Raw genomic sequence first — 22,824 nt, forward strand, 5'->3', positions numbered from 1 at the left:
CGTGTGGAAGGGTGGTCGGTCACTGATAGACCCGACCTTCGATGGCATCGCTGCCGGGACGGAAGAATTCGCCCGGTGTGGCGCCGAACTGTTCACGAAAGGCGGCGATGAACGCCGACAGCGATTCATAACCACAGCCCAGCGCCACATCGGTGACCCGCTCGCCGCGCTCCAGTGCCGGTAAGGCGCTGAGCAGCCGCAAGCGCTGGCGCCAAGCGCGGAAGGTCAGCCCGGTTTCGCGCAGGAACAAGCGGCTCAGGGTTCGTTCCGAAACGCCCAGCGTCCGGCTCCAGTCGGCCAGACCTTCCTGCGATTCCGGCTGCGCCTGCAGGCTCTTGCACAGTCGCTGCAGACGCGGCTCGGCCGGTAGCGGCAGTACCAGTTCGACTTCCGGTGCACACCCCAGTTGATCCAGCAGCACCTGCACCAGGCGTCCGTCTGCACCCTCTTCGGCGTAGGCTTCGGGCAGGGTGCTGAAATGGCGGATCAGCTCGCGCAGCAGCGGGCTCACCTGCAGCACGCGGCAATGCTCCGGCGCCTCGCCCGCCACGCTGCGGTCGATGTACAGGCTGCGGATACAGGTGTCCGGCGCGCAGAACACCTGATGAGTGATCCCGGCCGGAATCCACACCGCGCGCAGCGGCGGCGCGATGAAACGGCCCATGTCGGTGCGCACCTCGAGTACCCCTTCGACCGCATGGGACAGCTGCACCCAGGGATGGCTGTGGCGATAGCCGAGCTTGAGATTCGGTGGCGAATCCAGCTGCCCATAGACGGGGCGCGGCAGGTGTTTGAGTTCGCTGAGGCGCGCCATCACGGTGGGGATATGTCCGTTTGAAGACATTTCATGCCTGCTTGGCGTTAGTCGGAAGCTGGCGCCCACGTTAAGGTCCATTCCCGTCGTCCGCAAGACCCAAGGAATCCAAAGATGGCCAAGCTCCGCATGCTGTTCGATAACTTCACCCTCGCCCTGCTCGCGGTCATGGCGATCGCCACGGTGTTTCCCTGCGAAGGACGCGGCGCGGTGTTCTTCGAGTGGTTGACCACGTTGGCGATCGCGCTGCTGTTCTTCATGCACGGTGCCAAGCTGTCGCGTGAAGCGATCCTCGCCGGCGCGGGCCATTGGCGCCTGCATTTGTTGGTATTCGCCTGTACCTTCGTGCTGTTTCCGCTGCTGGGGCTGGCGCTCAAGCCGGTATTGACGCCGCTGGTCGGCACCGAGCTGTACCTGGGCATGCTCTACCTCTGCGCCCTGCCGGCGACGGTGCAGTCGGCTATCGCCTTCACCTCGCTGGCACGTGGCAACATTCCGGCAGCGATCTGCAGCGCGGCCGCGTCCAGCCTGATCGGTATCTTCCTGACGCCGGTGCTGGTGCTGCTGCTGATGGGCGTCGAAGGTGAGGCCGGTTCGACGCTGGACTCCATCGGCAAGATCGTCATGCAGCTGCTGGTGCCCTTCGTCGCCGGCCAGATCGCGCGGCGCTGGATCGGCGCCTGGGTGACGCGCAACAAGAGCTGGCTGAAGAGTGTCGACCAAGGCTCGATCCTACTGGTGATCTATGTCGCTTTCAGCGGCGCGGTGGTCGAGGGGCTCTGGCAGCTTGTGCCGCTTACCCACCTGCTGGGGCTGGTGCTGGCGTGCTGCCTGTTGCTGGCCATCGTGCTGTGGCTGACGCAATTTCTCGCCAAGCGGCTGGGCTTCAATCTAGAAGATCGCATCACTATTATCTTCGCCGGTTCGAAGAAGAGCCTCGCCACTGGCGTGCCCATGGCGCAGGTGCTGTTCGCCACCAACGCGGTGGGGATGATCATCCTGCCGTTGATGATCTTCCATCAGATTCAGCTGATGGTCTGTGCGGTGCTTGCCCAGCGTTACGCGCGGCGCCCCGAATTGCCCGAGCAGGCGGCGGTCCAATAGCAGGTGCGCATGGTGGGACGGCGCCTGTTCGGCCGGGATAGAGCGGCTCTATCGGTTCGTTACCAGGCTGCGCAGACGCACGTTTGTCTTTAACATGCGTCGATGATCATTTATTCACAAGGGGCAACTGCCGTGACCGATACCAATCCGCTGCTTCGGGATTTCGACCTGCCGCCCTATTCGGAGATTCGCCCGGAGCACGTCGAGCCGGCGGTGGATACCATCCTCGGCGACAACCGGGTCGCCCTGCAGGAACTGCTCAGCCGCCCTGCCGAAAGCCTCGACTGGTCCACCCTGGTGGTGGGCCTGGACGAAATGAACGAACGCCTCAGCCGTGCCTGGGGCCCGGTCAGCCATCTCAATGCAGTGCGCAACAACCCGGAACTGCGTAGTGCCTATGAGGCCTGCCTGCCGAAGCTGTCCGCTTACGCCACCGAGCTCGGGCAGAATCCCGATCTGTTCGCCGCCTATCAGGCGTTGTCGATCAGCCCTGAGGCCGACGGCTTCGACGTGGCGCAGAAGACCATTCTCGAACATGCGCTGCGTGATTTTCGCCTGTCTGGCATTGACCTGCCGCCGGCCGAGCAGCAACGCTTCGGCGCGATCCGCATGAAGCTCGCCGAGCTGGGCAGCACTTTTTCCAACCAGCTGCTCGACGCCACCCAGGCCTGGACCAAGCACGTCACCGACGAAAGCCTGCTGGCCGGCATCACCGATTCGTCCAAGGCGCAGATGGCCGAAGCGGCCAAGGCCAAGGAGCTGGATGGCTGGTTGATCAGCCTGGAATTCCCCAGCTACTACGCGGTGATGACGTACGCCGACAACCGTGCGCTGCGCGAAGAAGTCTATGTCGCCTATTCCACCCGTGCCTCCGATCAGGGGCCGAATGCCGGTCAGTTCGATAACGGCCCGGTGATGGAGCAGATCCTCGACCTGCGCCAGGAACTGGCCCAGCTGCTGGGCTTCGGCAACTACGCGGAACTGTCGTTGGCCACCAAGATGGCCGAAAGCACCGATCAGGTGCTGGGCTTCCTGCGCGATCTGGCCACCCGCAGCAAGCCGTTCGCAGAGCGTGACCTCAAGGAACTGCGAGCCTTCGCCGCCGAGCAGGGTGTCGCTGATCTTCAGAGCTGGGACGTCAACTACTTCGGCGAGAAACTGCGCCAGGCGCGCTACAGCCTGAGCCAGGAAGAACTGCGTGCCTACTTCCCGGTGGATAAGGTGCTGTCCGGCCTGTTCGCCATCGTCAAGCGCCTGTACGGCATCGAGATCCACGAGCTGGAAGACTTCGATAGTTGGCATCCGGACGTTCGCCTGTTCGAAATTCGCGAAAAAGACGAGCACGTCGGGCGCTTCTTCTTCGACCTCTATGCGCGGCCGAACAAGCGTGGCGGTGCCTGGATGGATGGCGCGCGCGACAAGCGCCGTACCTGCCTGGGCACGTTGCAGACGCCCGTGGCCAATCTGGTCTGCAACTTCACCCCGCCAGTGGGCGAACGCCCGGCGCTACTGACTCACGATGAAGTCACTACGCTGTTTCACGAGTTCGGCCACGGCCTGCATCACCTACTGACTCAGGTCGAGCATGCCGGCGCGTCGGGCATTAATGGCGTGGCCTGGGATGCGGTGGAGCTGCCCAGCCAGTTCATGGAGAACTGGTGCTGGGAGCCCGAAGGCCTGGCGCTGATCTCCGGTCACTATCAGACCGGCGAGCGCTTGCCGCAGGACAAGTTGGACCAGATGTTGGCGGCGAAGAATTTCCAGTCCGGCCTGGTGATGGTGCGTCAGCTGGAATTCTCGCTGTTCGATTTCGAATTGCACGCCGCTCACGGCGACGGCCGCAGCGTGCTCCAGGTGCTGGAAAGCATCCGCGATGAAGTCTCGGTGATGCGTCCGCCGGCCAGCAACCGCTTCCCCAACAGCTTTGCGCACATTTTCTCCGGCGGTTACGCGGCCGGTTACTACAGCTACAAGTGGGCTGAGGTGTTGTCCTCCGACGCCTTTTCGCGCTTCGAGGAAGAGGGTGTGTTCAACCCCGATACCGGGCGTGCCTTCCGCGAGGCGATCCTGGCGCGCGGCGGCTCGCAGGAACCGATGGTGCTGTTCGTCGATTTCCGCGGTCGCGAGCCATCCACCGACGCGCTGCTGCGCCATCTTGGCCTGAGCGAGGAGGTGGCATGAGCGACAGCCCCAAGGTGACCACCAAACGCTTCATCGCTGGCGCCGTATGCCCGGCGTGCAGCGCCACTGACAGTATCAAGATGTGGGACGTCGATGGCGTGCCCCATCGCGAGTGCGTCGAATGCGGTTACGCCGACACCCTCAATGCCCAGGGCCAATCCGTGCCGTCGGAACTGGGCACGCGGGTCAACCAGGGCAAACCGAAGCCGGCCGATCCGCAGGTTCAGGCGGTACAGTTCTTCCCCAACCCGAAGCTCAAGAAAAAACCCGACTGACAGATTGGAGAATCGCCATGTGGCATATCACCTGTGGCGATCTCGCCGCCGACAGCGTCCGCCAACTGCTGGCCGAAGGCAACGAGGTCCGCATTCTGCGCGACGAGCTGGCGGTCGGGCCGCTCGCTGATATCGAATCCCCGCCATGCAATACGCGCCTGGCGTTCTGGGAGAAGGTCTGGCCTGTCGGGCTGGAGCCTCGGCCGGATTTCTCCGGAATCGCCAACGATGCCGAGTGGCTGGCGCGGCTGGCTGATCAGTCGCGGCAAATAACGGTCTGGCATGGCGATAGCGCCTCCGAGCAGTTGATGCTGACGCGGGTGGCGGCAGCCCTGGAAGGCTCATCGATTCCGCTGCATGAGGTCGCCTGTGGCACCGGTGACAGTCGAGTCGGCACGCGCCTGGCAGTATCCATGCGTGCGCCGGATGCATTGGCGGCGCTTTATCAACCGCGTCTGCTCGAGCCCGCTCGCATCGCCGACCTCGCCGGCCAATGGCGGGCCGCCGTTGATGAGAACGCAGCGATACGCCGCTGGATCGACGGGCGTTTCGTTGGTGAAGACCATTCGCGGATAGATAGCGGGCTCTTGGCGGCCTGCGGTGATGACTGGATGCCCTTGGCGCGTGCCATGGCGGAGGTCATGGGCCATTGCGACGGTTTCTTCCCCCACAGACCTCTTCCTTTACTGGCGCGCCCGTGAGGCGGCGAAACATGGCGTCATCGAGCTCAGCGACGGCGCAGAAGCCGAATACAGCAAGGTGCAGGTGCGTCTTATCTCACCTGAGTAAGCGTGCATGAGCAGGTTGCTCGACTCGCGTAGCGAGCGGCACCCGATGGCTACCAAGCCAGGCGAAGCATTTGTCCTCTAGGCTTCACACCGTAATCCCAATTGCTGAACGCCAGCGCTGAGGTTCATGCGATGAAGTGCTCCCCTCTCGCTGCCGGAGCTGTTCAGTGAGTCGGGTCTGCAGCGCGTGCAGCCGCTCTGTTCTTCGAGAGCAGCGTGACGAACCTGCGGTGTTCAAGCTTCAGCTTGGCCGCGACGGCCAACTCAGTGGCACCTGGCAAAAGAAAGGCGGCCCGACACTGCCCGTCGAGCTACGCTGACGGCGCTACCGATCCGCGCCGCTACCACCGAACCCACACCGTAAAGCAAGCGAAAGAAGACTTTCGGCTGTCGCTACAGTCAAGGCCCCTCGATGCCTCGTTTTCGATTCAGACCAACGTCTTGGGGGCTACCACGCCAGTTTGCGGTGCGCCCGAGAAACGTTGTTTGAGCTTCATCGCCGGCGCCTCGATCAGGTGCCAGGACAGGATTGCCAGGAGCAGGGTCGGCGCGAGGCTGATGGCCGTCAGCCAGAACACGCCAATCTCGTGACCGAGCAGGTAAACGGTGAGCTGCTGGAAGGGGAAGGCATAGATATACATGCCATAGGAGAAATCGCCGTACTTGCCGAACCGGGAAATCAGGGGAATCGGCGCATAGGCGAGGTAGATCACCAGATAGGGCAGTGCGATTACGTAAACGTAGGGGCCGGCGGCGGTATGAAAGGTCAGCGCCAGCGCCACGACCAACACCGCAGCAACCCAACCGCGCCAGGGCAATGCATCGCGGTAGAGGAAAATAGCGGCGCCGGTGTAGTACAGCAGGCCCAGTTTGAAGATGTTGTTGATGAAGAATGACTCGATGCCGAGCCTTTCCAACAGCCAGAAATGGCCCACGGCGAGGCCGGCGATGGGCAGGAAGATCAGCCTGCGTTGCAACAGTCCGGTCAGCCCCAAGATCAGCACACCTAAATACATCATCACTTCGAGCGGCAGCGTCCATAGCGAGCCGTTCACCACGTTCGGGTAGATGTTCTGGCTGAACACGCCCGGCAGTTCGAAGCGTGTGACGAGCAGGATATTCTGCAGGTACGTCCAGGTGGCGGGAGACGAGAAATAGCTGCTCAAGGGGTGATCGGTTACCAGCGGGCCGATGATGAATGCCGACAGCAGAACAGCCAATATCAAGGCCGGGAAAACCCGCAGTGCGCGCTTGATCAGGAAGCTTTTCGCGCTGCTGCTGTTGATCCAGGAAGAGGTGATCAGGTAGCCGCTGATGACGAAGAAGACCGCGACGGCGAATTCGCCACCGTTCTCGTAGCCGGTCAGCAATTCGATGGGTTCATCGGGGCGGCGCCCGGTCAGCGGATAGCTGTGAACGAGCAAGACGAGGGTGGCGGCAAAGAATCTCAGGAAATCGAAATTGTTTTCGCGCGCAAAGCGGGTGCTTGGGTGGGTGGGCATCTGCACCTCCTTGTCGATACCAGAAGCAGCCGAGGTTTCAGCTGTGGCGTGTTTGGCACAGCTGACTGGAAATAATTCCCAGCCGATTCGTTTTTTTCCGACCGTTGGCATGCCTCGCACTGGCTGATATTGTGTACTGTATGCATGAACAGTATTTTAGAGGTCGCTATGCGCGCTACGTCAACGACACCTCGCGGCCGTGGCACCGCAATCAATCCGGACAACCGGTTCGCCCCGACTCGCAGCGAGGTCTACGACGACGGCTGGGAACAGGATGTGCCTCAGACCCGTGCCACCGAGGTGCGCGGCGAGACGGCGAAGAGCGTGATCACACGCAATCAGTCGCCGGATGTCGGTTTCGATCGTTCGGTCAATCCCTATCGTGGTTGCGAACACGGCTGCATCTACTGCTTCGCACGGCCCAGCCACGCCTATTGGGATCTGTCGCCGGGAATCGATTTCGAAACCCGCCTGATCGCCAAGACCAACCTCGCTGAGCGTCTCGAACAGGAATTGAGCAAGCCCGGCTACGTGCCGCAGCCCATCGCGCTGGGAGTCAACACCGATGCCTATCAACCATTGGAGCGCGAGCAGCGGCTGACGCGCCAGGCACTGGAAATCCTGCTGCGCTTTAAACATCCGGTGCACATCATCACCAAGGGCTCGCTGGTGTTGCGTGATCTCGATCTGCTGGTGCCGCTGGCCGAGCAGAAGCTGGTCAGCGTCTCGGTCAGCCTGACCACCCTGGATGACGAGCTCAAGCGCATCATGGAACCGCGCGCCGCCTCGCCTTCGGCGCGTTTGCGGGCGCTGCGCACGCTGCATGAGGCCGGCGTGCCGGTGAGTGTGATGTGCGCGCCAATGATCCCTATGATCAACGACATGGAGCTCGAACGGCTTCTGGAGGCGGCGCGGCAAGCGGGCGCGCGTTCGGCCGGCTACGTGCTGCTGCGCCTGCCGCATGAGGTGGCGACGCTGTTCGACGAGTGGTTGCAGGAGCATTTCCCGCAGCGTGCCGCTCACGTCATGAGTCTGGTGCGCCAGTCGCGCGGCGGCAAGGATTACGACAGTCGTTTCGGCAGTCGCATGCGCGGCGAGGGGCAGTTCGCACAGTTGCTTGCTCAGCGTTTCCAGCTGGCCTGCAAGCGGTTGGGTTACAACCGCCGAGACCAGAACTATGGACTCGACTGCAGCCGCTTCGCCGTGCCGGGTTCGCAGATGTCACTGCTCTGAAGGATCTCGGCCGTGCGAAGCGGTACGGCGGTGCCATCATTTAGCGATTGGTCAGTTCGTCGCAAAGACTCGTTCTAGAGCGGTTCGTTCAGTTTCAGTTAAGTCTCGCTGGCTAGCCTCCATACAAATGTGACCAGTCAGTCACGCTGGCCGCAGGCCGGTCTCGTGACCCTGGCACGTCTTTGCCCTGTATCTGGAGACCAGCCCATGCGTGAACCCACCGCTCGCACCGAGTCCACCAAATTACCTGCACGCGGCGAAAGCGCTGACGAGTCGTTCGCTCATCTCGTCGATGGCTTTCGCCGCTTCCGTACCGAGGTCTATCCCGAGCAGCAGGCTCTGTTCGCCCGCCTGGCCAAGGCCCAGCAGCCGCGCGCCATGTTCATCACCTGCGCCGACTCGCGCATTGTCCCGGAGCTGATCACCCAGAGTTCGCCGGGCGACCTGTTCGTTACCCGCAACGTCGGTAATGTGGTGCCGCCGTACGGCCAGATGAACGGCGGTGTATCGAGCGCCATCGAGTATGCGGTGATGGCGCTGAACGTGCAGCACATCATCGTCTGCGGGCATTCCGATTGCGGTGCGATGAAGGCGGTGCTCAACCCCGGCGGCTTGCAGCGGATGCCCACTGTCAAAGCCTGGCTCCGGCACTGCGAAGTGGCGCGCAGCCTGGTGGAAGAGAACTGCAACTGCACCGCCGGTGATGCTTTGGGCGTGCTCACCGAAGAGAACGTCGTGGCCCAGCTCGACCACTTGCGCACCCATCCTTCGGTGGCTTCCCGGCTCGCGGGTGGCCAGCTGTCGATTCACGGCTGGGTCTATTGCATCGAGACCAGTGAAATCCTCGCCTATGACGCCAACCAGGGCCGTTTCGCGCCGCTCGATGGCGACGGGCCTTCGCCAGTGGCGACTCCTGCTCCGCGCTACCTGCAGGCCTGAAAGCCGCCGGCGAGTCACGCCGGCCGAACGCATCAGCTATCACCACACGCGACGCTGTCGGCGTCGCGGCGTGTTCGAGGAATCTCTGGATGAATGAAACGATCAAAGCGACCCTGCCACGCGATCTCATGGCGTCGGTGGTGGTTTTTCTGGTGGCGTTGCCCCTGTGCATGGGCATCGCCATCGCATCGGGTATGCCGCCCGCCAAAGGTGTCGTCACCGGCATCATCGGCGGGCTGGTGGGGGGCTGGCTCTCCGGTGCGCCGCTACAGGTCAGCGGCCCGGCCGCCGGTCTCACGGTGCTGGTTTTCGAACTGGTGCAGCAGTACGGCGCTGCCATGCTCGGTCCGATCCTGCTGTTGGCCGGCGCGATTCAATTGCTCGCGGGCCGACTGAAGCTGGGCTGTTGGTTCCGGGTCACCGCGCCGGCGGTGGTCTATGGGATGCTGGCCGGCATCGGCATCCTTATCGTGCTATCGCAGCTGCATGTGATGATGGATGCGCAGCCGGAAGCCTCGGGGCTGGGCAACCTCAGCGCCTTTCCGGCCGCGCTGTGGTCAGCCCTGCCGTTTGCCGGCAACGGTGACGGCCTGATTGCAGCATCCCTCGGACTGCTGACCATCGCCTGCATGTGGCTGTGGGACCGGCTCCGGCCGCAACGGCTGCGCTTGCTGCCCGGCGCGCTGCTGGGTGTCGCGGCGGCGACGCTGGTGGGCTTGTGGGTGGGGCTCGACGTCCGCCGCATCGAAGTGCCAGAAAACCTCTCCGATGCGATCAGCTGGCTGCGCCCGGCCGATCTGCTGGCCTTCGCTGATCCTGGTCTACTGGTCGCGGCCTTGGCCGTCGCATTTATCGCCAGTGCCGAAACCTTGCTGTCGGCGGCCGCGGTCGATCGCATGCACCAAGGGCCGCGGGCCGATTTCGATCGCGAGCTGTCAGCCCAAGGCATAGGCAACATGCTCTGCGGTGTGCTCGGTGCGCTGCCGATGACCGGCGTGATCGTGCGCAGCTCGGCCAACGTCCAGGCCGGCGCCCGCACCCGGCTGTCGGCCATGTTGCATGCTGTCTGGCTGCTGGCGGCCGTGGTCCTGCTTGCGGCGTTGCTGGAGCGTATTCCCGTAGCGAGTCTGGCCGGCGTGCTGGTCTACACCGGTCTCAAGCTGATCGACCTCAAGGCGTTGCGCCAACTGGGTCGCTACGGCCGCATGGCCATGCTGATCTACGTCGTCACCGCGCTGTCCATCGTCGCTGTCGACCTGCTGACCGGCGTGCTGGTGGGCTTCGCGCTGACCTTGGCGCAGCTGGCCTGGCAGGCCTCACGGTTGAGGATCAATGTGGTGCAGGACGGGCCTCGGGTCGAGTTGCGCATGCAGGGTGCGGCGACCTTCCTCAAGGTGCCACAGCTGGCGCGAGCGCTGGAAGGTGTGCCTCAGGACGCCTGGCTCTACGTGCCGATGGAGCACCTGCGCTATATCGACCACGCCTGCATGGAGCTGCTGGGGGAGTGGCACCGCTCGAACCAGGCCAAGGGCGCCCGGCTGGTCATCGAGCCACGTGCGCTTACGCGGCGGGTGGAGGGGCGGCGCCGACAGGCGGCGCATCTCGCCGGTGCGGCCAAGGGGAACTAATCCGTACGGCGAAGCCCTCATTCTCTAACAAGGGCGCGCGTGGGACGCGTTCTCTGATTGCAGCGCATCGGCAGCCCCGATGCGCTGCTGTTCGTTCTGGAGGACTGAGTTGGACGTGTTTCTCGATCTGCTGCAATGGCCGGCAATGGTGGTCACGGTGCTCGCCGCCTGGCTGATCGGCTCGCTGAAGCCGGGGCGCCGGATGGTCGGTTTCTGGTGTTTTCTGCTGAGCAACCTGCTCTGGATCATCTGGGGATGGCATGCCCAGGCCTGGGCGCTGATCACGTTGCAGGTATGCCTGGCACTGATGAATGTCCGTGGTGTGAAGAAGAATGATCAGCCCCGAGCAGCGCAGGCCAACGCGAGTAGCTGACGAAATTGCCAGTCCGGCATCGCTGTCTATACTCCGATCGTAAGCGTACCGATTGAATCCGACTGTGCGTGCAAAGCGAGGGTTGGTGCCCAGGAATTGGGGGGAGCCAGATCAGCGTGTAGTCAGGCGGTCGAGGTGAGCGTGGCTCGCTTTGGCAACCGGACGAACAGCAGTCGGCGGGATAACAAGAACCATAAGGGGAACCCGCAATGTCGCGACATCCACGAGTCTGGATGGGGATTGGGCTGTGGTCGCTATTCGGCCAGGCCCAGGCGGCCTGGGACGTGAATATGCGCTCCGGTGCCACGGAAGTCAGTCGTTCCGTGTTCGATTTGCACATGACGATCTTCTGGATCTGCGTAATCATCGGCGTGCTGGTGTTCGCCGCCATGTTCTGGTCGATGCTCGCTCACCGCCGTTCCAAGCGGCTGGAGTCGGCGCATTTTCACGAGAACACTCGGGTCGAGGTGCTCTGGACCATCATTCCATTGTTGATCCTCGTCGGGATGGCAGTTCCGGCAACCCGCACCCTTATCCACATCTACGACGCGTCCGAGTCGGATGTCGATATCCAGATCACCGGCTATCAGTGGAAGTGGCACTACAAGTACCTGGGCGAGGATGTCGAGTACTTCAGCAACCTCACCACGCCGCGCGATCAGATCAACAATCTCGAGCCCAAAGGCGAGCATTACCTACTGGAGGTGGACGAGCCGCTGGTGATTCCGACGGGCGCCAAGGTGCGCTTCCTGATCACCGCAGCGGACGTCATTCACTCCTGGTGGGTACCGGATCTGGCAGTGAAAAAGGATGCCATTCCCGGCTTCATCAACGAGTCCTGGACCCGTATCGATAAACCGGGCATCTACCGCGGCCAATGCACTGAGCTGTGCGGCAAGGACCATGGCTTCATGCCGGTTGTCGTGGAGGTGAAGTCACCGGAAGACTACGCCGCCTGGCTCGGCGAGAAGAAGGCGGAAGCCGCCAAGCTCGCCGAGCTGACCAGCAAGGAATGGACGCTCGAAGAGCTGGTGACCCGCGGTGAGAAGGTTTACCAGACCAACTGTGCGTCCTGCCACCAGGCGGGAGGCGAGGGGCTGCCACCGATGTTCCCGGCGCTGAAGGGCTCGCCCATCGCCACTGGCGAGGCCGAAGACCACCTCAGCATCGTCGTCAATGGCAAGCCGGGGACCGCCATGGCCGCCTTCGGCAAGCAGCTGTCCGAGGTCGACATTGCCGCGGTGGTGACCTACGAGCGCAATGCGTGGGGCAACAACAAGGGCGACATGGTCACGCCGAAAGACGTGCTCGTCTTCAAACAGGCCGAAGAAGCCACCCAGTAAGAGGATCAGGTGATGAGTGCAGTGATCGACGATCATGGTCATGCCGGGCATGACCATCACCACGGCCCGGCCAAGGGGCTCATGCGCTGGGTGCTGACCACCAACCACAAGGACATCGGTTCGATGTACCTGTGGTTCAGCTTCTGCGCCTTCCTGCTGGGCGGTTCGATGGCGATGGTTATCCGCGCCGAGTTGTTCCAGCCGGGGCTGCAGATCGTGCAGCCGGAATTCTTCAACCAGATGACCACCATGCACGGCCTGATCATGGTCTTCGGCGCGGTGATGCCGGCGTTCGTCGGATTGGCCAACTGGATGATCCCCTTGATGATCGGCGCACCGGACATGGCGCTGCCGCGGATGAACAACTTCAGCTTCTGGCTGCTGCCGGCGGCCTTCGGCCTGCTTATTTCGACTCTGTTCATGGAGGGCGGCGGACCCAACTTCGGCTGGACGTTCTACGCGCCGCTGTCGACGACCTACGCGCCGGAGTCGGTGACCTTCTTCATCTTCGCCATTCACCTGATGGGCATCAGCTCGATCATGGGCGCGATCAACGTGGTCGCCACCATTCTCAACCTACGCGCACCCGGCATGACCCTGATGAAAATGCCGCTGTTCGTCTGGACGTGGCTGATCACCGCCTTCCTGCTGATCGCGGTAATGCCGGTGCTAGCCGGCGTGGTGACCATGATGCTGATGGACATCCACTTCGGCACCAGCTTCTTCAGCGCGGCCGGCGGCGGCGACCCGGTGCTGTTCCAACATGTGTTCTGGTTCTTCGGCCATCCCGAGGTGTACATCATGATCCTGCCGGCGTTCGGCGCCGTCAGCTCGATCATTCCCGCTTTCAGCCGCAAGCCGCTGTTCGGATATACCTCGATGGTCTACGCCACCGGCGCCATCGCCTTTCTGTCGTTCGTTGTCTGGTCGCACCATATGTTCACCGTCGGCATTCCGGTGGTTGGCGAGCTGTTCTTCATGTACGCCACCATGCTGATCGCGGTGCCAACCGGGGTGAAGGTGTTCAACTGGGTATCCACCATGTGGCGTGGCTCGCTGACCTTCGAGGCCCCGATGCTGTTCGCCGTGGCCTTCGTCATCCTGTTCACCATTGGCGGTTTTTCTGGCCTGATGCTGGCCATCGCGCCGGCGGACTTCCAGTACCACGACACCTACTTCGTGGTGGCGCACTTCCACTACGTGCTGGTACCCGGTGCGATATTCGGCATCTTTGCTTCGGCTTATTACTGGCTGCCCAAGTGGACCGGGCATATGTACGACGAGACACTGGCCAAACTGCACTTCTGGATGAGCTTCATCGGCATGAACCTGGCGTTCTTCCCGATGCACTTCGTGGGGCTGGCCGGCATGCCGCGACGCATTCCGGACTACAACATGATGTTCGCCAACTTCAACATGGTGTCGAGCATCGGTGCCTTCATGTTCGGGGCGACTCAGCTGCTGTTCCTATTCATCGTCATCAAGTGCATTCGCGGTGGCCCGGCTGCCGCGGCCAAGCCCTGGGATGGAGCCGATGGTCTGGAATGGAGCGTGCCGTCCCCGGCGCCCTATCACACCTTCAGCGTTCCGCCGAGCATGGAAGAACTCCATGAGCACCGCACGGGGCCCAAGCATGAATAGCGTTGCCGCCCTTGGCGGCTTCAGGTCGGCGGCTGGCCAAGGGTTGGCCACGACGGGGTGCGCCTGTGATATCGGAAACGAGGGCGGCCATGAAGGTTGGCTGAAGCCTTCCCCAGCTGAGGTGATGCGGGGCGCCGACTACTTCGTAGGGTGGGCTTCAGCCCACCCGCGTAACAGCACCAAGCCGAAGCTTGGGTTGCGCGTTGAACGGTCCTGTGTGAGGAGGACGCGATGAGCGATTCTCTGCCCACCGCCCGACTTGTCCGCCGGCTACTGTTGGTGGTCGTCGTGATGTTCGCCTTCGGTTTTGCGCTGGTGCCGATCTACGACGTCATGTGCAAGGCTTTCGGAATCAACGGCAAGACGGCAGGTGCCTACGGAGGCACGCAGACCACCGACGAGGCGCGCGAGGTACGGGTGCAGTTTCTCGCCACCAACGCGTCGGGAATGGTCTGGGAATTCCGGCCGATGGCCGATCAGATCGCCGTCAACCCCGGCGCCACCCGAGAAATGCGCTTCGTCGCTTACAACCCCACCGACAAGCCAATGACGGCACAGGCCGTGCCGAGTGTTTCGCCGTCGAAGGCGGCGGCATATTTCCATAAGACCGAATGTTTCTGTTTTACCCAGCAGGTGCTGCAGCCTGGTGAGCGCATCGAAATGCCGGTGCGTTTCATTGTCGATCGTGATTTGCCCGCAGACGTGCGTCATCTGACGCTCGCCTACACCCTGTTCGATATCACGTCTCGCCAACCTCCCGTCGCCGTCGTTGATCAGGCGTCCGTGGTGGCGGCCAAGGAGAGTCAGCAATGAGCCAACAGACCACCACGCACGAGAATTACTACGTTCCCGCCCAGAGCAAGTGGCCCATAATCGCCACGGTCGCACTGCTGATCACGGTCTTTGGTCTCGGCACCTGGTTCAACGACCTCAAGGCCGATCGCGCCGAATCGAACGGCCCACTGATTTTCTTCGTGGGCGCGTTGCTGATTGCCTACATGATGTTCGGCTGGTTCGGCGCGGTCGTCCGCGAAGGCCGAGCCGGGCTCTATAGTGCGCAGATGGATCGTTCGTTCCGCTGGGGCATGAGCTGGTTCATCTTTTCCGAAGTCATGTTCTTTCTCGCGTTTTTTGGTGTGCTGTTCTACATCCGCTACTGGGTCGGCCCCTGGCTCGGTGGCGAGGGCGACAAGGGCGTGAGCAATATGCTGTGGCCCAACTTCGAATATACCTGGCCACTGCTGAACAACCCCGATCCCAAGCTTTATCCGGCGCCTGAAGGCACTATTGGTGCCTTCGGACTGCCGCTGATCAACACCATCCTGCTCGTGACCTCGAGTTTCACGCTGACCTGGGCGCACCATGCGTTGCGCAAAGGAAACCGCAAACACCTCAAGCTCGGACTGGGATTGACCGTGCTGCTGGGCGCCTCGTTTCTGGCCCTGCAGATAGAGGAATACATTCACGCCTATACCGAGTTGGGGCTGACGCTTGGCTCGGGTATCTACGGCGCGACCTTCTTCATGCTCACGGGCTTTCACGGCGCCCACGTGACCATTGGCGCGATCATCCTGTCGATCATGCTGGTGCGCAGCTTCCGCGGTCACTTCACGCCGGAACAGCACTTCGGCTTCGAGGCGGCTGCCTGGTACTGGCACTTCGTGGACGTGGTCTGGATCGGCTTTTTCATTTTCGTCTACGTGCTTTGAACGCCGGCCTCGGCTGAAGGCTGGAGCGACCGCAGCGGCGTTACATACGGACCTGAGCTAGCCGAAACCCGGATGCAGCTGCCCGGAATAGAAGCCCCAGGCGATCAGCGCGATCGTCAGGGCAGAGAGGGTGACACGAACGAACAATGCGGTCACCAAGCGGGAGGTTCGACCCTCGTCCTTGACCAGAAAGAACAGACCGCTGAACAGACTGACCAGCGTGGCTACTAATAACAGAACGATCGCCGCCTTGAGCATGAGCGAGTCCGTAGTAGGGGAAGTGGGGGTGCAGTATAGCCAGCCGTATCAATACGCTGTGGGGCGCGGCATGAGCGGGTTCAAACCCGGTCTGCTGCCGACCTTGCTGGTCCTGACGCTGCTGCCGCTGCTGGTCTGGCTGGGGTTCTGGCAGCTGGAGCGCGGCGAACAGAAGCGCGACATGCTGGCTCGCCAGGAAGCGCGGCAGCAGGCGGCGCCGGTCGGACCCGAGCAGATCGAGCAATTCGAAGATCCCGCCTACAGTCGAATCCATTTGCAGGGCAGTTTCGATGACGAACACAGTTTCCTGCTGGACAGCCGTACCCGCGACGGCCAGGTTGGTGTCGAGCTGTTGCAACCCTTCCAGGATCAGCCAAGCGGTCGCTGGGTGCTAGTGAACCGCGGCTGGATACCCTGGCCGGATCGGCGGATCCCGCCGAAGTTCGATACGCCGGATCGCCCATTGAAGCTGGCCGCCTGGGTCTATGCACCTTCTGGCAAGCCGTTCTTGTTAAACGAGCGCATGGCCGAGGGTTGGCCAAGGCTGCTCAATCACGTCGATGTCGAAGCGCTGTGGCAATTGCTCGGACGTGATGGCGTTGAATACGAGTTGCGACTTGAGCCCGGCCCGGCAGCGTACCGGGCAGACTGGCCGATCACCAGCATGCAGCCGCAGCAGCACCTGGGGTACGCGGTGCAATGGTTTGCGCTGGCGGCAGCTCTGCTGGCGTTATTCATTTACTTCGGCGTGCATCAGGCGCGAGGGAGCAAGCAGTGACCGCGATGAATCCGACCTTCAATCCCGCACAACCCCAACGCCGGCGTGGGCGAGTGCAACTGCTACTGATCCTGGCCGTGGTGATTGGGCCCATGCTGCTGGCAACGGCGATGTATCGGTTCGGCTTCTGGATACCCGAAACCCGAACCTACGACGGCGCGCTGGTAGCCACCGGCCAAGGGCGCGAGATGCTCGGCGTGACCGTACCAGTGGCGCCCGAACCACGCTGGGAGCTGCTGGTTACCGCACCGCAAGGGTGCGCAGAAGAAGACTGCCGGCAGCTGGTCTATCTGGCGCGGCAGATCAACATTGGCCTGGCGCGTGAGGCCGGCCGTGCCGGCCATGCACTGGCGAGCGGGCAGGCATTGAGCGCCGACTACGATCAGCGTCTGCAGCGCGAATACCCCCAGCTGCAGCGTTATGTGCTGGACCCGACGGTTTATGCGGGCAACCCGGAGGCACCCGATGGCCCGCAGCTGTGGATCATCGATCCGCACGGCAATCTGGTCTTGCGCTACGACGCCAAGGCCAACGGCAAGGCGATTCTCGATGACCTCAAGCACCTGTTGAAAATCTCCCAGATCGGCTGACCCAGGCACTCGGCCGCCTCGCTGGAGTCTCAACGAGGTCGCCCAAGGAGAACCAGATGGCAAAACCCGGATACCGTCTTGCCCTCGTCGCCACACTGCTGGCCGTGGTGGTGGTGCTCCTCGGTGCCTATACGAGGCTGACCCACGCCGGCCTCGGCTGCCCGGACTGGCCCGGCTGCTATGGATTTCTAGCGGTACCCATGAGCGAGCAAGCCCAGAGCCTGGCGGCGCTACGCTTCCCGGATGCACCGATTGAGGTGCACAAGGGGTGGAACGAGATGGTGCATCGCTATTTCGCTGGTGCGCTGGGACTGGTAATCCTCGGGCTCGCCGTGCAGGCGCTGCGGCGGCGTTCACAGCCGGGTCAGCCGGTCAAGCTGCCGCTGCTACTGTTGGCCGTGGTAATCACCCAGGCTGCCTTCGGCATGTGGACGGTGACCCTGCAGCTCTGGCCCCAGGTGGTAACTGCGCATTTACTGGGTGGCTTCACCACCTTGAGCCTGTTGTTCCTACTGACTTTGCGTTTGTCGGGACGGCGACCAGCAACCGGGCCGATACCGGCTCGGATCCGGGCACTGGCGATGCTCGGCCTGCTGGCTGTGATCGGTCAGGTCGCGCTGGGCGGCTGGGTCAGCAGCAACTACGCTGCGGTTGCCTGCACTGACTTCCCCACCTGCCACGGCGAGTGGTGGCCCGAGATGGATTTCGCCAATGCCTTCAACCTGACTCATCACGACATCGGCCCCAATTACCTCGGCGGCATGCTCTACGGCGAGGCGCGTACCGCCATTCATCTCACCCATCGTCTCGGCGCGCTGACCGTGACGCTGCTGTTGCTGATCCTCAGCTGGCAGCTCTGGCGCAACGGACTTTCACGTCTTGCCACATTGTTGCTGGCGACCCTGGCACTGCAGGTCGGGCTGGGCATCAGCAATGTCCTGCTCAATCTGCCGTTGGCTGTCGCCGTCGCCCACAACGGCGGCGGTGCCTTGCTGCTGCTGGTTACCGTACTGATCAATCACCGTCTCTTCCCGGGTCGCCATAGCGCCGTCGCGACGCATGAGCCGGCGATCCAACGGCATCCGGTTTCGAACTCGATGGGTGGGCTCGACCTACCCCGCGCTTGACCACAAGGAGAACCCCATGGCGACTCTACTCAGCGAACGCGGCGTCCAGGTCAGCTGGCGCGACTATCTCGAGCTGACCAAGCCGAAGGTGGTGCTGCTGATGCTCATCACCTCCTTGGTGGGCATGTTTCTCGCCACGCGCGCAGGCGTGCCCTGGACAGTGCTGGTGTTCGGCAATCTCGGCATCGCGCTCTGCGCCGGTGGCGCGGCGGCGGTCAACCATGTGGTGGATCGGCGCATCGACTCGGTGATGGCGCGCACCCACAAAAGGCCACTGGCCGAAGGCCGGGTATCGCCTGCCGCGGCCCTGCTGTTCGCGTTGTTGCTGAGCGTCGCCGGGATGGCGCTGCTGCTGATGTTCACCAACGCGCTGGCAGCCTGGCTGACGCTGGCGTCGCTGATCGGCTATGCCGTCATCTACACCGGCTTTCTCAAGCGTGCGACCCCGCAGAACATCGTCATTGGCGGTCTGGCTGGCGCCGCACCACCACTGCTCGGTTGGGTCGCGGTGACCGGCCAGGTGACCGCCGAGCCGCTGTTGCTGGTGCTGATCATCTTCGCCTGGACGCCGCCTCACTTTTGGGCGCTGGCGATTCACCGCAAGGCGGAATACGCCAAGGTCAATGTACCGATGCTTCCGGTGACTCACGGCGAGCACTACACCAAGGTGCATATCCTGCTCTATACCGCCGTGCTGCTGGCGGTGAGCTTCATGCCGTTCGCCATACACATGAGTGGTCCGCTGTACCTGGCAGCGGCGGTGCTGCTGGGGGCGCGCTTCCTGTTTTGGGCCATCGTGCTCTATCGTGAGAGCCGCCCTCATGCGGCCATCAAGACGTTCAAATTCAGCATCTGGTACCTGTTTGCGCTGTTCATCGCGCTGCTGGTTGATCATTATCTGCTGCTGAATATCTAGAGGCCGGTGTAGAGCATCTCGCAGGCCTGACTCAGCCCTCACAGGAATTCCATGACCCGCATTCAGAAAACCGTTTTCATTCTCGTTGCACTGGTCGCGCTGGTTATAGGCCTGACGGTTTACAAGGTGCTCAGCACCGAGCGCCAGCTCGACTCCGCCGCGCTGCTCGATGCGGGTATCGTCATGCTTCCCCAGGGTCGCGACATGCCCGACATCGCCCTGACCAACCAGGACGGCGAAGCGGTTTCGATGGAGCAGCTCGAAGGGCGCTGGAACCTGCTGTTCTTCGGCTATACCTTCTGCCCCGATATCTGTCCGGCCACGCTCGCCGAATTGCGTCAGCTGCGCGGTAAGCTGCCGGACGACGTGAATCAGCAGCTACAGCCGATCCTGGTCAGCGTCGATCCGGCGCGCGACACGCCCGAGCAGCTGAAGAAATACCTGGATTATTTCGGCGCCGGCTTCATTGGGCTGACGGGACCGCTGGATGATATCCAGACGCTCGCCAACGCGGCGGGCGTGCCCTTTATTCCGGGGGACACTTCGAAGAAGGATTACACCGTCGACCATGGCGGCAACCTCGCCCTGATCGGCCCCGACGGCCGTTTGCGCGGTTTCATTCGCGCGCCGATGCGCACCGAGAAGCTTGCCGAGCAGTTGCCGGCGTTGATCGGGCAGGGCAGCTGACCATCGGCTCGGCCAGGCTTAACGGCGTCTTGCGCTCTGGTTGCGCCAGCCGATCCTCCGGCCCAGATGACACGCGCTTGTTTTTCGTCTGCGCGGTTGTGGTTGCCCGCCGAAGCGGGCTTGTCCGCAGCCTTCTTCATGACAGGCCCTTACCGAAACGTCCCGATGCGCCTGCCGCGCACGCTGCTCGGCCTCGTTTCGGGCACGGTGCTGGCTCAGGGATTGTTTCACAACTGCTGTCCGATCCGGGGCTAATCGCGTATTCAGCGGCGCCGCGCTCTGTGCCGCGGTGGCGATTGCGTCCGGTTCCGTGCAGGCTGCCTTCGAGCCCGTACCTGCGGCCAGCCAGCGCCTTCTCCGGCGCGTTGGCTGTTCACGCGAGCGAGCGGGAGAAGGCTGTCAGGCGTACTGACGAGCTAGAGGCTTTTTTATCTTGGCCAGCTTTTCAGCCCGTTGGTTTTGGTCCAATGCTCGCCATTGCGCTACCAAGTTGGGCAAGTCGTCCCGATCAATCAAGTCGCCGAACACATTGGTCGCGGTCAGGCGTCTACCCGCCTCGTTTAGTAGCCGTACTTTCGCGCGCCCCAGCGCTGCTCTTTGTTGCCTGCTAAGGGAGCGTGCCAGGGCGATGCCAGCGTTGTACATCTGGCGGAGCTCCAAATCAGACTTGTTATAGAAGCGAGAGTCATGGCGCACTCTCACTGCCCGGCGAAACTCCATAAAATCTCGCGGCTGCCAACTATTCAGCTCGGCTTCGGCCATCTGGATCAACATATCGATGTCGTGGATCTCACCGGGCGTAAACAAGACACCTTCCCGCTCCTCAGCGCTTGCATGCCAGCGCAGCAGCGTGGTGAGCATGGCACGGCTGTAGCCACTGTCGGAGGAATGCTCTGCGCCGGCGAAAGCCTGTTCGATGAAGGCCATTCGCTTTGGCATGTCGCCCTGCAGATCAATCGCACCGGCATAACGCGCACAGGCCTGTTCGTCGATCAAGGCGCAGTCGGGTTGCCAGAGTATGGAGGCTTCGCTGCCACCGTTGGGCTTGCGGGGCACGAAGTGGCGTTGTTGACCATGGTGCTCGTATGGGTCGCCCTGCAGATTGAGCAACCCGCCCAGGAGCAGCGTTACACCCAGCAAGGGTGAGCTGAACAGCACCACGGTACCGGCGCTGGCCAGCTTCCACTCGGCATCCAGCCAGGTGAAGGGGACGGCGGGGATAGGGTCGTTGTGATTGACGAGGCGGTGATGGACAAGCCCCTGGGCACTTTGTACAAAGGCTCGGTCGCCGGCGCGTGGGGCGCCGAAGGTGTAGAGCTGAATGTCACGCGACCAGTTTTTCCGTAGCCATTCAGCTAAAAGAAGTGCCACTGCGCCACCCAAACTATGCCCACAAATGATTAGAGTTTGTTCGCCTGTATAAAAGGCCTCCAAATAGCGCTGAACGAAAACCTTGACGGCCTGGAACGAGTCATAAAATCCTCGGTGGGCTTGGCCGGTGCCTTCAGCGTAAGGGACCTGGCGGGCGTCAAGATCTCGCAATATGTCTGGCGTTCCCAGTGTGCCCCGCACCGATATGAGCATGAGTTTGTCGTTATGGACGATGAAGGCCTGGGAATCCGTCACTTCATCGTAGAGAAAATGCACGTCTTCGGGATTCGCCCAGCCTTTGGTGGCCTCAGCCTGATAGCGAGCTGGGTCATAAGGCATGATCTCGAGCCTTTTGGAGTAGGGCACCTCTTCATACAGCAGCTCGTAGCGGGCACTATCGAACGAGTTCGCTTTTACCAATCGGGCCAGTTGCTCGCGCAGCACATGCCCAATGCTCCCGCTACGATTATAGGGGGGCGGGCTGGAGGCATAAGCACCATCCGGCTGCTTCGGTTCGCCGAACGGCGCATACACAAAGGTGCTCATGACCGCCAAATGGTAGGCATTGATCGCGCAAAAGGCCTTGTTGCGTGAGAGCAGCGGGCTGTAAGCGCGTAGCGCTTTGACCTCAAGCACGTGATGACAATTGGGCGTTAATGCGATGCCGACGCATTCGGCAGCCTGCCCAGCGTTGTGCTTGAGCATGGCGGAAGGCTTTGGCTGCCAAGTAGGATCAGGATCGGGTAGATGCCCCTTCGCCTCGACCAGATCGCTGACTTCTACGCGTAGAAGGTGAGCGCTTTCCAGTACGGCGCGCTCTTCTGCCAGATAGGTACTGCTATCGGCATTACGGGGTCCGGATGGAGATTGTTCGGCACAGACTTGAAGGGCTGTTAAGGGCAGCCTGAAGGACTTTCGGTCTAGGAAATGCTCATACCATTTATTACCGCCGGGGTAGTCCTCCAGGAAAGAAAGAACTGCCGGGCCGCTGTAGATACCGTCTATGCGAAAAAAGCCATTGCTATCAAGTGCCCCCTGATATTTTTGGCCTTGGCTGTCGTGCAGTATGTAGACAAGACCGGCGTATGGTTTTCCATCGCCATGCTCGTCGACCAGTCGAACACTGACCCAATGTCCTCGTACGGGACAGCCTAGCGGCCCACCCGTTTTACTTGAGTTATTCATCCCTGATCACTCCTTGCAGTTGGGATAGACGGTGCATTCCTGTCCATTCATTTTGAAAGTCTGAAATACAGGAGGAGTCTGGCAGCGCTCGGATGCATCCGTATCCACACATGGACGCCAGCCTGAGTCTGTATTTATCCATCGCCGATCATAAGAAGGTTCTTCCTTCGGGTTAGCTCGCACGTCCAGCCGAACCGTCTTGCCCGGCAACTCGTCACGCACCAGATAAGCGCCCGCCCCCTTGCAACTTAGAAGTTTGCTGATCTGGCCTCTTCGTGCGTGGGCCTTGCTGAGTTGAAAAAGCCACGTGCATTCCGCCGTCTTGCTTAGGTGGCCATCGCTATCAAAAGCAGGCGCGCCTTGCGGCAGTGTATCGACCAGC

20 protein-coding genes and 2 pseudogenes are annotated in these 22,824 nt (G+C 61.9%); 17 read left to right on the forward strand and 5 right to left on the reverse strand.

The features are described from left to right. Positions 1-19: 19 nt before the first annotated feature. On the reverse strand, positions 20-844 hold the full coding sequence (locus tag MCB86_RS22325) for a helix-turn-helix transcriptional regulator (RefSeq protein WP_239612194.1): 825 nt from the start codon (positions 842-844) through the stop codon (positions 20-22). A gap of 84 nt (positions 845-928) precedes the next feature. Between MCB86_RS22325 and MCB86_RS22330 the strand changes: the two genes are divergently transcribed. The 4 genes and pseudogenes from MCB86_RS22330 (at position 929) to MCB86_RS22345 (ending at position 5,163) form a co-directional block, all read left to right on the forward strand. After that, entirely contained in the window at positions 929-1,918 is a 990-nt protein-coding gene (locus tag MCB86_RS22330; RefSeq protein ID WP_045164413.1) for a bile acid:sodium symporter family protein, read from the forward strand. A gap of 102 nt (positions 1,919-2,020) precedes the next feature. Next, the gene (prlC, locus tag MCB86_RS22335; protein WP_239612195.1) at positions 2,021-4,099 is read left to right on the forward strand and encodes an oligopeptidase A; all 2,079 of its coding nucleotides are present in this window, start codon (positions 2,021-2,023) and stop codon (positions 4,097-4,099) included. Continuing rightward, positions 4,096-4,374 carry a YheV family putative zinc ribbon protein gene (locus MCB86_RS22340; RefSeq protein WP_045164414.1) on the forward strand — a complete coding sequence of 93 codons (279 nt, stop codon included), beginning with the start codon at positions 4,096-4,098 and terminating at the stop codon, positions 4,372-4,374. The genes prlC and MCB86_RS22340 overlap by 4 nt, the downstream gene beginning before the upstream one ends. 17 nt (positions 4,375-4,391) lie before the next feature. After that, positions 4,392-5,163, forward strand: a pseudogene (locus tag MCB86_RS22345) (DUF1835 domain-containing protein). 427 nt (positions 5,164-5,590) lie between these two features. Here MCB86_RS22345 and MCB86_RS22350 read toward each other — a convergent pair. Further along, on the reverse strand, positions 5,591-6,664 hold the full coding sequence (locus MCB86_RS22350; RefSeq protein ID WP_239612196.1) for an acyltransferase: 1,074 nt from the start codon (positions 6,662-6,664) through the stop codon (positions 5,591-5,593). A gap of 168 nt (positions 6,665-6,832) precedes the next feature. Here MCB86_RS22350 and MCB86_RS22355 point away from each other — a divergent pair, with 168 nt between their 5' ends. The 8 genes from MCB86_RS22355 to MCB86_RS22390 all read left to right on the forward strand — a co-directional run bounded on the left by MCB86_RS22355 (position 6,833) and on the right by MCB86_RS22390 (position 15,530). Further along, on the forward strand, positions 6,833-7,897 hold the full coding sequence (locus tag MCB86_RS22355) for a PA0069 family radical SAM protein (protein WP_045164417.1): 1,065 nt from the start codon (positions 6,833-6,835) through the stop codon (positions 7,895-7,897). 207 nt (positions 7,898-8,104) lie between these two features. Beyond that, positions 8,105-8,836: a carbonic anhydrase gene (locus MCB86_RS22360; protein ID WP_045164418.1), complete on the forward strand. Its 732-nt coding sequence runs from the start codon at positions 8,105-8,107 to the stop codon at positions 8,834-8,836. Between the two features lie 89 nt (positions 8,837-8,925). Beyond that, positions 8,926-10,464: a SulP family inorganic anion transporter gene (locus tag MCB86_RS22365; RefSeq protein ID WP_239612197.1), complete on the forward strand. Its 1,539-nt coding sequence runs from the start codon at positions 8,926-8,928 to the stop codon at positions 10,462-10,464. A 109-nt stretch (positions 10,465-10,573) separates the two neighbouring features. Next, a complete protein-coding gene (locus tag MCB86_RS22370) occupies positions 10,574-10,837 on the forward strand; it encodes a hypothetical protein (protein WP_080890681.1) in 264 nt (87 codons plus the stop codon). A gap of 209 nt (positions 10,838-11,046) precedes the next feature. Continuing rightward, the gene (coxB, locus tag MCB86_RS22375) at positions 11,047-12,180 is read left to right on the forward strand and encodes a cytochrome c oxidase subunit II (protein ID WP_045164421.1); all 1,134 of its coding nucleotides are present in this window, start codon (positions 11,047-11,049) and stop codon (positions 12,178-12,180) included. Positions 12,181-12,192: 12 nt separating this feature from the next. Next, positions 12,193-13,821 carry a cytochrome c oxidase subunit I gene (ctaD, locus tag MCB86_RS22380; RefSeq protein WP_239612198.1) on the forward strand — a complete coding sequence of 543 codons (1,629 nt, stop codon included), beginning with the start codon at positions 12,193-12,195 and terminating at the stop codon, positions 13,819-13,821. 231 nt (positions 13,822-14,052) lie between these two features. Next, complete coding sequence (locus MCB86_RS22385) at positions 14,053-14,634, forward strand: cytochrome c oxidase assembly protein (RefSeq protein WP_239612199.1); 582 nt, start codon at positions 14,053-14,055, stop codon at positions 14,632-14,634. Further along, positions 14,631-15,530, forward strand: coding sequence for a cytochrome c oxidase subunit 3 (locus MCB86_RS22390; protein ID WP_239612200.1), 900 nt, complete (start codon positions 14,631-14,633; stop codon positions 15,528-15,530). The genes MCB86_RS22385 and MCB86_RS22390 overlap by 4 nt, the downstream gene beginning before the upstream one ends. 57 nt (positions 15,531-15,587) lie before the next feature. Here MCB86_RS22390 and MCB86_RS22395 read toward each other — a convergent pair whose 3' ends face one another. Further along, complete coding sequence (locus MCB86_RS22395; RefSeq protein ID WP_045164425.1) at positions 15,588-15,788, reverse strand: twin transmembrane helix small protein; 201 nt, start codon at positions 15,786-15,788, stop codon at positions 15,588-15,590. 70 nt (positions 15,789-15,858) lie between these two features. Between MCB86_RS22395 and MCB86_RS22400 the strand changes: the two genes are divergently transcribed. From MCB86_RS22400 to MCB86_RS22420, 5 genes are read left to right on the forward strand one after another with little or no spacing between them, the layout of a single operon-like run. Further along, complete coding sequence (locus MCB86_RS22400; protein ID WP_239612252.1) at positions 15,859-16,566, forward strand: SURF1 family protein; 708 nt, start codon at positions 15,859-15,861, stop codon at positions 16,564-16,566. Positions 16,567-16,571: 5 nt separating this feature from the next. Beyond that, on the forward strand, positions 16,572-17,156 hold the full coding sequence (locus tag MCB86_RS22405; RefSeq protein WP_239612253.1) for a hypothetical protein: 585 nt from the start codon (positions 16,572-16,574) through the stop codon (positions 17,154-17,156). Between the two features lie 56 nt (positions 17,157-17,212). Continuing rightward, on the forward strand, positions 17,213-18,283 hold the full coding sequence (locus tag MCB86_RS22410; protein ID WP_239612201.1) for a COX15/CtaA family protein: 1,071 nt from the start codon (positions 17,213-17,215) through the stop codon (positions 18,281-18,283). A gap of 16 nt (positions 18,284-18,299) precedes the next feature. Then, a complete protein-coding gene (gene cyoE / locus MCB86_RS22415) occupies positions 18,300-19,199 on the forward strand; it encodes a heme o synthase (protein WP_045164428.1) in 900 nt (299 codons plus the stop codon). Between the two features lie 51 nt (positions 19,200-19,250). Further along, entirely contained in the window at positions 19,251-19,886 is a 636-nt protein-coding gene (locus MCB86_RS22420; protein ID WP_239612202.1) for an SCO family protein, read from the forward strand. Between the two features lie 399 nt (positions 19,887-20,285). Here the strand turns inward: MCB86_RS22420 and MCB86_RS22425 are convergent, their stop codons facing one another. Next, positions 20,286-22,442 carry a lipase family protein gene (locus tag MCB86_RS22425; RefSeq protein ID WP_239612203.1) on the reverse strand — a complete coding sequence of 719 codons (2,157 nt, stop codon included), beginning with the start codon at positions 22,440-22,442 and terminating at the stop codon, positions 20,286-20,288. 6 nt (positions 22,443-22,448) lie between these two features. Then, positions 22,449-22,824, reverse strand: a pseudogene (locus MCB86_RS22430) (hypothetical protein); the annotation flags it as partial.

It is taken from the genome of Pseudomonas sp. KSR10, assembly GCF_022355455.1.
Lineage (GTDB): Bacteria > Pseudomonadota > Gammaproteobacteria > Pseudomonadales > Pseudomonadaceae > Stutzerimonas > Stutzerimonas stutzeri_E.